A 12,603-nucleotide genomic window follows, 5' to 3' on the forward strand; every position below is an offset into this window, starting at 1 on the left:
GTAGGGCCGCAGCATTTGCTGCGGCCCTACTCATGTCAGAACCTTCGGTTAGCGCGACGCCCGCCTCCGCTTTTCCTTCAGCGGCAGCCGCGTCACCACATTCGAGGCAGGCGCCGATAAAGCACGCGCCGGCGTCTTGGCTGCGCCCAGCGCGAAGGCTGCGATCCTCTCATTCATGGCCACGGCCTGCTGCTCGAGCGTACGGGCGGTGGCGGCATTCTCCTCGACCATGGCCGAATTCTGCTGTGTCACCTCGTCCATCTGGGTCAGCGCCTTGTTGACCTGCTCAACACCGATGGATTGTTCGGCGCTGGCCGAGGCAATATCGCCAACGATGTCGGCGACCTGCCTGATCGCATCAAGGATTTCCTTCAGCGAGGAGCCGGTGCGGTTGACGAGTTCGACGCCCTCCTGCACCTGACCCGACGAGTTCGTGATCAGATCCTTGATGTCCTTGGCGGCTTGCGAGGAGCGCTGCGCGAGACTGCGCACTTCGGACGCGACCACCGCAAAGCCGCGACCCGCCTCGCCGGCGCGCGCGGCTTCCACCGCGGCGTTCAACGCCAGCAAATTGGTCTGGCGGGCGATTTCGTCGATCACCGAGATGATGTCGGAAATCTTGCGGGACGATTCCTCGATCCTGGCCATGGCCGACACCGCGCTCGCCACCACCTCGCCGCTGCGATCGGCGACTTCGCGCGCATCGCGGCTCAGATCATTCGCGCGCCTTGCATTCTCGGCATTGGTTTTCACCGTGGCGGCGATTTCTTCCATCGACGCGGAGGTCTGTTCGAGAGTAGCCGCCTGCTCTTCGGTTCGCTGCGACAAATCCATCGTCGTATGCGAGATTTCCCGGGACGCGTCGGTCACTTCATGCGCGCCAGCCGCAATGGCACTGACCGTGCTGCCGAGTTTCTCGATTGCGAGATTAAAGTCATCCCGCAACTTCTGGTAGGATGGATCGAATGTCTCCAACACGCGATGCGTGAGGTCACCCCTGGCCAGGCTGTCGAGCGCCGCTGTCAGCGAGCGGACGACGATAGCCTGTTGCTGAGCCGCCAGCGCATTGGCTTCTTCAGCAGCGCGCCGCTTTTCGTCTGCAGCTTCGATATAGGTCGTGATCGACAGGTCCATATCGAGCAGGACCGCCTTGACCAGAGCGGCAACCTTGGCTGCCACGTCCTCGCCCTTGGAATCCTTGCCGCCAAAGAAACCTTTCGGCCAAGCCTCCCGCAGGGCGGCTTTGATGAGACCGTCGGCGATCAGAGCGTAGCCGCCGATATACCAGCGCGGCTCAAGCCCGATCTTGGCATGGACCTGTCCCACCGCGCGAGCATTGTCGAGGTAGTCCTGGTCGAAGGCGCCGGCACTGATCCGTCCCCAATTGCGGATCTGCGCCGACTTGGCCTTATCGGCATGCCCGGAATCCTGGAAATAATGCGCCACCTCGGGGAATTCGCGGATCCGCGCATACAGCCCATCAAGAATCGCAGGCAACGCCTTGTCGATCATCGGCTTTATCGAACGGATCGCCGCCACGCTGTTCTCGTCAAGGGTGGTGAACTGCATGCGCCGGGAAAGCGACGAATCGTCAGACATTCTAATAGCCTTGGCTGGGTGACTGGACGGTTGCTCGCTCAAGCAGAAAAGCCCGCTTGTTCGAATTCAACATCACATGATGGGTTGCGCTAATCGGGATCAAGAATCACAAATGGCCGGATGTGCCTGTCGTGACTTTCGTCGGCTAGGCTTGATTTATAGTTAACAAAACGTCGTCGGGGCTGCGGCACACGCGCGGTTCTCTCCGCGCCAGAACAAACGGCGGACCGTTACCGGCCCGCCGCCCTGAGGATCGCTGTTTGAAGCCACCTTCCCAAGTGAATGGACGGCGCCAAGAAAAACGCCGCAACAAGCAGCGGGCGTCCCGGTCTTGATCCTGGTCAGGCCAGAGAGGCTTAGAATTCCCGCCAATCATCGCGCGCAACAGCGGTGGCGAGCGAGGCTTGCATCTGTCTGGCGCCGCGCGCCACCGGTTTCTTCGTGGCAGTCGGCAGCTTCTGTCGCGACAAGACGAGAGTTGGCTTTGCCGTGCCAGCCTTGTCCAGTCGGAACTTTCCGATTCGCTCATCCATGTCCGCAGCCTGTTGTTCCAGCGTTCTGGCGGTCGCAGCATTCTCTTCGACCATCGCCGAATTCCGCTGCGTCATCTCATCCATTTGAGTGAGCGCCTTGTTGATCTGCTCGACACCGCCAGCCTGTTCGTTGCTGGCCAATGCGATATCGGCAACGATATCCGCGACCTGCTTGATCGAATTGAGAATTTCGCCAAGCGACGAGCCGGCGCGATTCACGAGCTCGACGCCGTCGCGCACCTGACCGGACGAATTCGTGATCAGGTCCTTGATGTCCTTTGCGGCCTGCGAGGAACGCTGCGCCAGACTGCGCACTTCAGAGGCGACGACTGCAAAACCCCGGCCCGCCTCGCCGGCGCGTGCGGCCTCAACAGCCGCATTCAACGCCAGCAGATTGGTCTGTCGGGCAATTTCATCGATCACGGAAATGATGTCGGAAATCTTGCGCGAGGAATCTTCGATGCGGGCCATTGCCGATACGGCTTGGCCGACGACCTCACCGCTGCGGTCGGCCAGTTCGCGCGCGCCGCGGGTCAGTTCGTTCGCATGACCAGCATTCTCGGCATTCTTTTTCACCGTTGCGGCGATCTCCTCCATCGACGAGGATGTTTCCTCGAGGCTGGCCGCCTGCTCCTCGGTTCGCTGAGACAAATCGGTGGTTGAGGACGAGATTTCCGCCGCCGCACTCGCGACCTCTCGTGAGGTCGACTTGATCTCGCCCATCACGGCCGCAATGCGGTCGAGCAATTCATTGACACCGCCGCAGAGCGTTTCGAGTTCCCCGGTCTTGCCGGTCATCGGGATGCGTTGCGTGAGATCGTTGTCTTTCGCCGCGCTTATGGCTTCGCCGATCTGTTCGACGGCCATGCGCATCGGTGTGATGTCCGTTGCGAACTTCACCACTTTGAACGGGCGCCCGCTCGCATCCATGATCGGGTTGTAGCTGGCCTGGATCCAGACTTCGCGACCGCCCTTGCCAAGGCGCAGGTATTGTCCGGCGTCGAATTCCCCGCGCCCGAGCTTGTCCCAGAACAGTTTGTATTCCGGCCTCTGCTGGAATGCTGAATCGACGAAAATGCTGTGATGCTTGCCCTCGATTTCGCGCAAGCTGTAACCAAGGGTTTTCAGGAAATTATCGTTGGCGGTGATGATCGTGCCATCGAGATTGAATTCGATGACAGCCTGCGCTTTGTGAATCGCCGCGATCTGGCCTTCGAAATCTGAACTCCTGGTCTTGTCAGCAGTAATGTCCGTCGCAAACTTGATAACACCGGACACCTTGCCGGAACGGTCCAGGAGCGGATTGTAACTGGCTTGTAGCCAGACCTCACGACCACCCTTGCCAAGGCGCTTGTATTGGGCGGTATCGAATTCACCTTTGCCGAGCTTCGCCCAAAACGCCTTGTATTCGGCGCTTTGCCGGTAAGCCGGCTCAACAAACATGCTGTGGTGCTTGCCTTTGATTTCGTCGAGTGTATAGGCGACAGCCTTGAGAAAATTGGCATTGGCATGAATGATCGTGCCATCGATGGCAAATTCGATCACGGCCTGCGAGCGTCCGATCGCGACAATCTGCGATGCCATTTCGCTGCGGCTTAATTTTCGGCCGTCATCAGCAGCGGCATTGCCCCACATGGACCAGCTCATCGACTCATCCTCCCAGATGCAGACATGGTTGATCGGACGCGTGGGCGTCATGTTTCAGCGGATCTGCTGGCGACCGGCGCAGCAGAAACCACGCATGCGACAAATTCAGAATGGCGGGACGTTACTTCTTGAAGCAACGTGCCCCCTCAAGCCCGCGCCTCAGCAACAGATTCTCACAACGCAGTTCCGTAAAATAGAACCTGCACGAGTATGATTAATGCTGAATTAAAATCTTCGAACTGGTGTTCTGACGAGAAGCGGCGCCGCTTATTCGGCGGCGAGAATCAGATTCTTCACCAGCGGATAGATCTGACCTTCCCATTTCTTGCCGCTGAACACGCCATAATGGCCGACGCCCGGCTGCATGTGATGGCGTTTGCGATAGGGCCGCAGCGTTGAGCAGAGATCATGCGCAGCGAGCGTCTGCCCGACAGCGCAGATATCGTCCCGCTCACCTTCGACCGTCAGCAGCATGGTCTTTCTGATGGCTGAAGGATCCACCGGGCGCCCGTCATATTCCAGTTCGCCCAGCGGCAGCTTGTGCTCCTGGAAGACGATTCGCACCGTCTCGAGATAGAACTCGGCGGCGAGATCGAGTACGGCGAAATATTCGTCGTAGAAATCCTTGGTGATCTTCGCCTTCTCGATCTCGCCTCTCGCAAGATTTGCATAAAGCTCGCGATGCGCCTTGGTGTGGCGATCGAGATTCATGCTCATGAAAGCGGTGAGCTGCACGAAACCGGGATAGACCTTCCGGAAGGCACCATCATAGCGGAACGGCACACGCGCGATCAGGTTCTTCTCGAACCAGGAAATCGGCTTGCTCTTGGCTAGTTCGTTGACCTTGGTCGGATTGACGCGCGTATCGATCGGACCCGCCATCAGCGTCATCGATCGCGGCTGCGCCGGATGACCGTCCTGTGCCATCACCGCCGCGGCAACCAGCGCCGCAACACAAGGCTGACACACCGCCACGATATGCGCACCCGGCCCGATCACCTCCAAGAAATCGATCAGATGCGTGACATAATCGTCGAAGCCGAAACGGCCCGCCGAGAGCGGCACGTCACGCGCATTGTGCCAATCGGTGATATAAACGTCATGTTCGGGCAGCATGGTGCGCACCGTACCGCGCAACAGCGTCGCGAAATGGCCGGACAGCGGCGCGACGATCAGGACGCGGGGCTGTTCGGTGTCGATGTCCTTGCGAAACCGCAGCAGGGTGCCAAATGGCGTGACCCGCGCCGGCTCCTCGATCACCTCGACCTCGCGATTGCCGACCATGACGCTGCGGATGCCGTAATCCGGACGGGTGTGGGTCAGCCGCGCGCGGGAAATGAGCTCATAGGCCGCCGTGAGATTGCGCATAACCGGGCTGGACAGGCCGGGGAGAGCATTATGGGCGGTCAGCGCAAAACCTGCGAGGGCGCGAGCCGGAAGTGAAAAATCTGAGCTCGCCTGATAGGCCTGATACAACATTCCGCAGCGACCCCGCCCCTGTTGCGCTGCAAAAAGCCTAGTGCATTTTTCTTTGGCCCGCGAGATAATTCGCCGGCCGGTGGATAGCGCCGGGCGTACGGGGCCCGGCGCATGGGCCTTAAGGGGGACATCGGGAATGGCGCAAGCCACATTATCCATCAGCAGCCGCAATTACGGCTCCTGGTCGTTGCGGGGTTGGTTGCTTTGCAAGTTTTCCGGCATCGATTTCGAGCCGGTCATGGTTGACAGCGACGATCCCTCGGTCCGTGCCGAGCTGCTGCTCCTCTCGCCGTCTTTTCTCGTCCCCTGCCTGACCCATGACGGGGTGCGGGTGTGGGACACGCTCGCCATCGGCGGCTATCTCAACGAGCTCAGCCCCGATGCCGGCCTGCTGCCGCGCGAGCGGGTGGCGCGGGCGCATTGCCGCTCGGTATCAGGCGAGATGCATTCCGGCTTTTCGAACTTGCGCTCGGCGTTGCCGATGAATCTCAAGGCGCATTATCCGGGCTTCAAGATCTGGGCCGGTGCGCAAGCCGACATCGACCGCATCGCTGCGATCTGGAACGAATGCCTCTCCGCTTACGGCGGCCCCTATCTGTTCGGAGCCGTGCCCAGCATGGCGGACGCGATGTATGCGCCCGTCTGTGCCCGCTTCACCACTTACGACGTGCCGCTCGATCCGGCTTGCGACGCCTATCGCAAGACGATCATGGCGATGCCGCTGATGCAGGAATGGATCGAAGCGGCGAAGACAGAACCCGACGAGGTGGAAGAGCTCGACGTGGAGTTTTAGGCTGGCGTCTCGAACGGCAAACGGGTGGCGGACTTGGAAAAGTACTATGTTGCCCGTGATAGTGTAACAGCAGCGCCTTGGGTTACTCTGAATGTGGTCAAACGCAACGGAGCAAACCAATGACGGCCATCGACGTGACTATGGTCAAGTGCGCATGCAGTGACTGCATCTGCGTTTTCAGCACGAAAGCTGCCGTGACCAAGGAAGGCCGTTTCTATTGCAGCGAGGAATGCGCCAACCATCACAAGGGCGGATCAGGCTGTCATCACGCAGGCTGCACCTGCCACGGCTGAGCATCAGCACGGCCGCTTCAAGGCGCGCGTTCGACAACACTTTAAATTAATATGAGACTTACGGCGTGACCCCTCTCCAGGCGTTTGCGCCGTAAGCCCGTTGAATGACGTGAATCGGCCGCCTATAAGCTAGCCGACATGCGCCAACGGCTGGCCGTCGATTTCGACCGGCGCTGCATCGATTAGCACGAAAGCGATGACGCAGGGCTTGTCGCCCTTGTTGATCCAGTCATGAATGGTGCCACGCTGGACCATGACATCGCCGGCCTTCAGATGCACGACTTCGTCATCAAGCGTCATGTCGATCTCGCCGGACATCACGACCGCAAAGTCGATCGAGTCCGTGCGATGATTGCGCGGCGCGACGCCGGGTGCGTATTCGATCACCCGAAACACCGCCTTGTCCTTCATCGCCGTGCCAATAATCTTTTTGGCGCCGTCGCTGTCGTCGTTGTTGTCCACAGGCAGTGGCGTCGACCAGATGTTGAAGAAGGTGCAACCCTGGCGCGGGTTGACAACATCCTTGGAGATCTCATCGATCAAGACAGTCGCTTTTCCATCCCTCTTGTGACCGGTGACGACACGACGCACTTGCATTGACAATCCTCTGAAACAGTGACGGTGACGAAGAATACCGAGCTGGCAGCCACCCTACTTTGCCTCCAGCCCGATGCTACGGATGATCTCACCCCAGCGCTTGGTTTCCGACTTCACATAATCGTCGGCATCCTTCGGCGTGCCGCCGACCGCCATGAAGCCGATCTTTTCGAGCTGGTTCTGCGTATCCTTTTCCTTGAGGATCGCATCGACATCGGCATTGATTTTTTTGATCACGGCGTCGGGTGTTTTGGCCGGAACGAAGAACACAACCCAGGTCGTGTCGTCCTCTTCGCCGAGCCCGAGCTCACGCGCGGTCGGCACATTCGGCAGCGATGGGACACGGTTTTTGCTGGTGACGGCGAGGCCCTTCACCTGCCCGCCTTTGACATTTTCAACGCCTGCCGACATCGCGATGCTGGCCAGCGGAATATGCCCGCCGGCAACCGCCTGGAGAGCTGGGCCTGCGCCGGTGAACGGCGCATGTGGGATATCGACCTTGGCCTGCAGCTTGAAGATCCGCTCGGCGGAGAGATGCGGCGTCGTGCCGACGCCGGCGGTGCCATACGTCATTTTCTCTGTCTTGGCCGCCTCGACCACCTCTTTCAGGTTGTTGCCCTTGAGGCTTGGCGCACCGATGATCAGGTTCGGCGTTGAAGCAACGACCACGACGGCCTTGAAATCGTCGGAGCTGTAGCCAGGATTTTTGGTCAGCGTCTGATTGACCGCGAAAGCCGATGTGGTCACCAGAATGCTGTATCCATCGGGGTCCATTTTCGAGACCGCAGCCGCCGCGATGTTGCCGCCGGCGCCGCCACGATTTTCAACAACGACGCTCTGCTTCCATCGCTCGCTGAGCTTTTGCCCGATGATGCGGGCGATGACGTCGGCTGGACCGCCGGGCGCAAACGCTACCTGCAATTTCACCGGACGGTTCGGATAATCCTGCGCCGAAGCCGGCCCGGGGCCAAATGTGGCCGCGGCCAAAGCGACGCAGAAGCTTGTGACGATTCCAAATTTGTTCACGTGCGTTTCCTCAATCGTCTCTGATTGAGGGCCAAAGGCCATATCGGGTCGCTCTTGGCAAGGCGCGAGATTGCAGAACGCGCACATCCGCAATGCGTCTGCGACGCATGACCGCAGACCGGACGTTGTTCGCCCTTAACCTGCGGCGGCCTTGCGCGCCGCAGGTGCAACGCGCTCGGTTGGCAGGACGTCGAAACGGCGCAACTGGCCGCGGCGCAGCACATCGAAAGTCACAGTCCGGCCGATGCGATCCGCATTCAGGAGCCGGATCAGATCGTCAACGCCAGTGACCTTCTCACCATCGACCCGCACGATCACATCGAGCGTCATCAGGCCGCCGGCATCGGCCGGTGCCCGCTGCTCCAGCGAGGTGATCATGGCGCCTGTGGCATTGTCGATCTCGGCAGCGCGCGCATGACGGCGCGGTACGGCGATGGTCTGGCCGGCGATGCCGATGAAGCCGCGACGCACCCGGCCATGCCGGATCAGTTCGCTCAGCACGATCTGCGCGGTATTGCTGGCAACCGCGAAACAGATGCCTTGCGCGCCCATGATGATCGCAGTGTTGATGCCGATCACATCGCCATGCGCCGTGACAAGCGGTCCGCCCGAATTGCCGGGATTGAGCGCGGCATCGGTCTGGACCACATCCTCGATCAGGCGCCCGCTCTGCGAGCGCAGCGAACGGCCGAGCGCCGAGATGACACCGGCCGTGACCGTGGACTCAAAGCCCAGCGGATTGCCGATCGCGACAACAAGCTGTCCGCGCCGCAGCGCCTTGGAATCGCCGAGCGAGGCCGTCGGCAGATTGCGGACGGAATCCGCGCGCAACAGCGCCAGATCAGTGTCGGGGTCCTCGCCGAGTAGGCGCGCTTCCATCACCCGGCCTTCGGCATCGGTGAGCCGCAACTCGCGGGCGCCATCGACCACATGGCTGTTGGTCAGCACGAGGCCGTCCGGCGCGATGATGACGCCGGAGCCAACGCCGCCGGCGGGGCGGCCATTCTTGTCCTTGCGGCGCGTCTCGACGCGCACGACAGCGGGGCCGACGCGATCAGCGACGCCGATCACGGCATTGGAATAAGCATCGAGCAAGGCCGCGTCGGTCGCGGCATTGTCGGCATGATTGTCATTGTCGATACGGTTCTCTTCATCCGCATCGAAGACAGCATTGGTGCTGATATCGAGCATGATTGACTCACAGAGATCAGCGCAGCCGGTAAACACGCCAGAGCCCAATTCCGCAGGCTGCGCTTTGGGGTGTGGCCCGATATAGGACCGCGCCGCGTAAATTAAAGTGGCAGGGAAAACGAGCGTGTCAGGGCCGGATATGATGGAAAAACTCACTAAAAAAGTACGGCCCGAGACAATAAACGCTCGTCCACAACACCGCGCCCGTGCCTTGTGCCATCAGAAAATGATGCCACGGCATGGCCAAAGATCCTGCAATCAAGCCATTCAGCTGACGCATGACTGGCAGGAAGCGCGCAATCACCACAAGCCACGGCCCGCCTTTGCGGAATTTGTTTTCGATTTCCGAGAGTTTGTCGGGGGTCAGTTTAATATAGGGGCCGAATTTGCGGAGCAAAGCCCGGCCGCCGAAGCGGCCGATCACATAGCCAGTGGAGTCGCCAAGAATCGCACCCGCAAGAACCGCAAAATAAACCGGGACAATCGACAGCTCGCCCTTTGTCGCCAGCAACGCCGCCGCAATCACGCCGGTCTCGCCGGGCACCGGGGCGCCGAAGCTTTCAAAATAGATCATGAAAAAGATGGCGATCGCACCATAAGAGACGATGTAGGGCTCGATCAGCGCCCAGCCCTCGTGCAGCGTTCCCAGCATCTCAATTTCCGAGCGCGCTGCTGACGGCGCCGCCGATCTGCTGCATCACAGCGTCCTTCCATTGCACCGCCTGCGGCGTATCGAGTACCTGTGGCGCAACATCGGTCTTCTTGGCGCCTGGCGTCAGCCGCGCAATCCAGATTTCGCCGTCGGTCCAATAGCGGTCGCCTTCGCCATTGCGTGCGAGCAGTGTCGGCCCGATGCCGGTGACCTGATAGATCGCCTCCACCACATGCGCAGCTTTCAGGTCGTCGATCAAACCGTCACGCTCCTTGTCGATATCAGGCGAGATGTGATGCGTGACCTGGCCGGTATAGTGGCTGATGCCGACACCGCGATCGAAGGTGACGGAGCCGAGCCAGACCGGGCGGCCTTCCTGACCACGATTCAGCACCTGCCAGAACCGAACATGATGCCGACGGTCGGCGCTGCGCCCGTCCGGCTTCTCGAATGCGAGATCCTCAACCCGCCCGTCATAATAAAGCGGGCTAACGGGCGCGTCTTTATAGGGTCGATCCAGCAGCACGCTGCCGACGATCTCGATGCTCGATTTCATCGTGATCGGATCGGCCGGATACCAACCGGCTTCGTGCATGGCGCGGATCACGTCTGTTCGATCGCCGACCAGACCGACATTCAACGCGTCGCCGGGAATGCCTTGCTTTGTGCGTGTCACCATCGGCTTGTTCGCGAGCCCCGGCTGATGTTCGTGATGCGTCCACGCGGCCGGAAGAATAATATACGCAATCGCACCATACAGCAGCGCGCTGACCGCAGCCGTAAGAATGACCGTGCGACGAACGCTTCGTTTCATATCACTCACACCGGATCTATTCCGCCGCGGATCGCCGACCATGCGATCAATGCAGCAACGACAAGAATGGCGGCGCACGCACTCCAAGGTCCCGTAAAGGCGTAAGCCAGCGCTCCGCCCATCGCGCCGACCAAAAATCCGATCAACACCATGAACACTGTGGCGAAGCGCTTGCGCGCTTCGGCGACCTGAACGGCGAGCGCGGTATCGGCCGCGACGCGCGCCGGCCGGAATATCGCGTAAATCAGTTCCGTCGCGTCGATCGCAAGCTGGGTGGAATTGCCAGTCATCACATTGGTCTGCGGCACGCCGCGCAGCAGCAATCGCACGAGCGTCGATTGCACGCCCATCGCTGCTGCCGATAACAACCCGGCAGCCGCGACACGCCAGGAATCAGGATCGTCGACCGGCCATGAATACAGCATCAGACCGGTGAAGCCTGCAAGCAACAATGTTTCCAATGCAAACACCAGCGGCAGCGATGAATGTTTGCTTCCGCGACGGGCAATGATGATCGCGGCAGCGATACCCGCTCCCAGCATAAAAACCGGAATGGCGAGGAGCTTCGCCGCAACGCCGCGGTCATCGACCACGATCTCGGCGGCAGCGACGACAAAGCTGCCGGTCACCTGCGCGGCGAAGAATCCGAACAACGCCAGGAAAGTGATGCTGTCGACATAACCGGCGACGAAACTGAGCAGAGGCGGAACAACGCGTGGTAATGGCGCCGGACCGGTTGCGTCACTCATCTTTTTGCCAGCCATTCTCCGATGCGCTGCACGGCTGCGTGCATGTCGGCCTGCGATTGCGCATAGCAGAAGCGCAGATAATGCCGCCCATCGATCGGATCGAAATCGACGCCGGGCGTTGCGGCGACATGCGCCTCTTCCAACATGCGTTTGGCAAAATCGTAGGAGTCATCGGAGAAGCGCGACACATTCGCATAGAGATAGAATGCGCCATCGACGGGCAGAAATTTGTCGAGTCCGGCTTTCGGCAAACCGTCGATCAGGATCTGGCGGTTATCCTCATAGCCATACTTGACCCCATCCATCTCATTGCGGCCGTCAAAGGCCGCTTCCGCCGCGATCTGCGACAGCGTCGGCACGCTGATAGCGAGATTGCCCTGCAGGCGCTCGATCGGACGCACCAGCGGCTCCGGCGCAACGATCCAGCCGATCCGCCAGCCGGTCATGCAGAAATATTTGGAGAAGGAGTTGATCACCAGTGCATTCGACGAGAGGCGCAACGCCGTTTCGGCCGGGAACGCATAATCGAGGCCGTGATAGATTTCGTCGGAGATGAACCTGATGTTTTCCGCATCGGCCATGGCGATCAGGTCGGCCAGCGCCGCAGGTCGCATCATCGTGCCGGTCGGATTGGCGGGGCTTGCAACGAGCAAACCGGCCAGCGGCTTCTGCCGATGCACCGCCATCACCGCATCCGGCGTCACTGCCCAGCGCGTTGCCTCATTGGTCTCGATCAGCACCGGCTCGCAGCCGAGCGCTTTCAGGATATGCCGGTATGGCGGATAACCGGGATTGGCGATGCCGACCCGATCGCCCGGTTCGAACATCGCCAGGAAACTGAGAATGAAACCGGCGGACGAGCCAGTGGTGACGATGACGCGGGCCGGATCGAGATCGACCTTGTAGGCCTCACCATAATGCCGCGCGATCCGCGCCCTGAGCGAGGTGAAGCCCAACGCCTCGGTGTAGCGCAGCGGACCGTCGAGCGCCTTTCGTGCGGCCTCGATGGCGGTGCGCGGTGCCGGTGCGGCGGGCTGGCCGACCTCCATGTGGACAACGTGATGCCCGGCCGCTTCCACGCGCGTCGCCGCCGCGATGACGTCCATGACCATGAAGGGCGGAACATCGCTGCGCGCTGACGGTGAGAGAATCTGTCGGGCCCGCTCCTGCATCATGTCAGGTGTCTTCCAGTGACGGTTCCGGTTTCCTGCGCCCCGCTCCTGCCGCATT

Annotated in this window: 12 protein-coding genes; 2 read left to right on the forward strand and 10 right to left on the reverse strand. The window is 60.5% G+C overall.

Going from position 1 to position 12,603, the window contains the following annotated elements:
- Positions 1-48 precede the first annotated feature (48 nt).
- From CAK95_RS25170 to CAK95_RS25180, 3 genes are all read right to left on the reverse strand, one after another.
- Positions 49-1,599, reverse strand: coding sequence for a globin-coupled sensor protein (locus CAK95_RS25170; RefSeq protein WP_086090411.1), 1,551 nt, complete (start codon positions 1,597-1,599; stop codon positions 49-51).
- A 356-nt stretch (positions 1,600-1,955) separates the two neighbouring features.
- The gene (locus CAK95_RS25175) at positions 1,956-3,779 is read right to left on the reverse strand and encodes a methyl-accepting chemotaxis protein (RefSeq protein ID WP_245303514.1); all 1,824 of its coding nucleotides are present in this window, start codon (positions 3,777-3,779) and stop codon (positions 1,956-1,958) included.
- 267 nt (positions 3,780-4,046) lie between these two features.
- Positions 4,047-5,258, reverse strand: a complete 1,212-nt coding sequence (locus CAK95_RS25180; RefSeq protein WP_086090413.1) for a polyhydroxyalkanoate depolymerase — start codon at positions 5,256-5,258, stop codon at positions 4,047-4,049.
- A 136-nt stretch (positions 5,259-5,394) separates the two neighbouring features.
- Here CAK95_RS25180 and CAK95_RS25185 point away from each other — a divergent pair, with 136 nt between their 5' ends.
- Together CAK95_RS25185 and CAK95_RS25190 are read left to right on the forward strand one after the other, a co-directional pair.
- Complete coding sequence (locus CAK95_RS25185) at positions 5,395-6,051, forward strand: glutathione S-transferase family protein (protein WP_086090414.1); 657 nt, start codon at positions 5,395-5,397, stop codon at positions 6,049-6,051.
- Between the two features lie 140 nt (positions 6,052-6,191).
- Positions 6,192-6,344, forward strand: coding sequence for a metallothionein (locus CAK95_RS25190; RefSeq protein ID WP_342588018.1), 153 nt, complete (start codon positions 6,192-6,194; stop codon positions 6,342-6,344).
- Between the two features lie 129 nt (positions 6,345-6,473).
- Here the strand turns inward: CAK95_RS25190 and CAK95_RS25195 are convergent, their stop codons facing one another.
- The 7 genes from CAK95_RS25195 to CAK95_RS25225 all read right to left on the reverse strand — a co-directional run bounded on the left by CAK95_RS25195 (position 6,474) and on the right by CAK95_RS25225 (position 12,548).
- Positions 6,474-6,941, reverse strand: a complete 468-nt coding sequence (locus tag CAK95_RS25195; RefSeq protein WP_086090416.1) for a cupin domain-containing protein — start codon at positions 6,939-6,941, stop codon at positions 6,474-6,476.
- 54 nt (positions 6,942-6,995) lie between these two features.
- Complete coding sequence (locus tag CAK95_RS25200; RefSeq protein ID WP_157699743.1) at positions 6,996-7,967, reverse strand: Bug family tripartite tricarboxylate transporter substrate binding protein; 972 nt, start codon at positions 7,965-7,967, stop codon at positions 6,996-6,998.
- A 135-nt stretch (positions 7,968-8,102) separates the two neighbouring features.
- Positions 8,103-9,158, reverse strand: coding sequence for a S1C family serine protease (locus CAK95_RS25205; RefSeq protein ID WP_086090418.1), 1,056 nt, complete (start codon positions 9,156-9,158; stop codon positions 8,103-8,105).
- A gap of 127 nt (positions 9,159-9,285) precedes the next feature.
- The gene (locus CAK95_RS25210) at positions 9,286-9,810 is read right to left on the reverse strand and encodes a DedA family protein (protein WP_086090419.1); all 525 of its coding nucleotides are present in this window, start codon (positions 9,808-9,810) and stop codon (positions 9,286-9,288) included.
- A 1-nt stretch (position 9,811) separates the two neighbouring features.
- Positions 9,812-10,624: an LssY C-terminal domain-containing protein gene (locus tag CAK95_RS25215; RefSeq protein ID WP_086090420.1), complete on the reverse strand. Its 813-nt coding sequence runs from the start codon at positions 10,622-10,624 to the stop codon at positions 9,812-9,814.
- A gap of 5 nt (positions 10,625-10,629) precedes the next feature.
- Positions 10,630-11,373 carry a YoaK family protein gene (locus tag CAK95_RS25220; protein WP_157699744.1) on the reverse strand — a complete coding sequence of 248 codons (744 nt, stop codon included), beginning with the start codon at positions 11,371-11,373 and terminating at the stop codon, positions 10,630-10,632.
- A complete protein-coding gene (locus tag CAK95_RS25225) occupies positions 11,370-12,548 on the reverse strand; it encodes a pyridoxal phosphate-dependent aminotransferase (RefSeq protein WP_086090422.1) in 1,179 nt (392 codons plus the stop codon). Before CAK95_RS25225 ends, CAK95_RS25220 begins: the two co-directional genes overlap by 4 nt.
- Between the last annotated feature and the right edge of the window lie 55 nt (positions 12,549-12,603).

The sequence above is a fragment of the Pseudorhodoplanes sinuspersici genome (assembly GCF_002119765.1).
In the GTDB taxonomy this organism is placed as follows: Bacteria; Pseudomonadota; Alphaproteobacteria; order Rhizobiales; family Xanthobacteraceae; genus Pseudorhodoplanes; species Pseudorhodoplanes sinuspersici.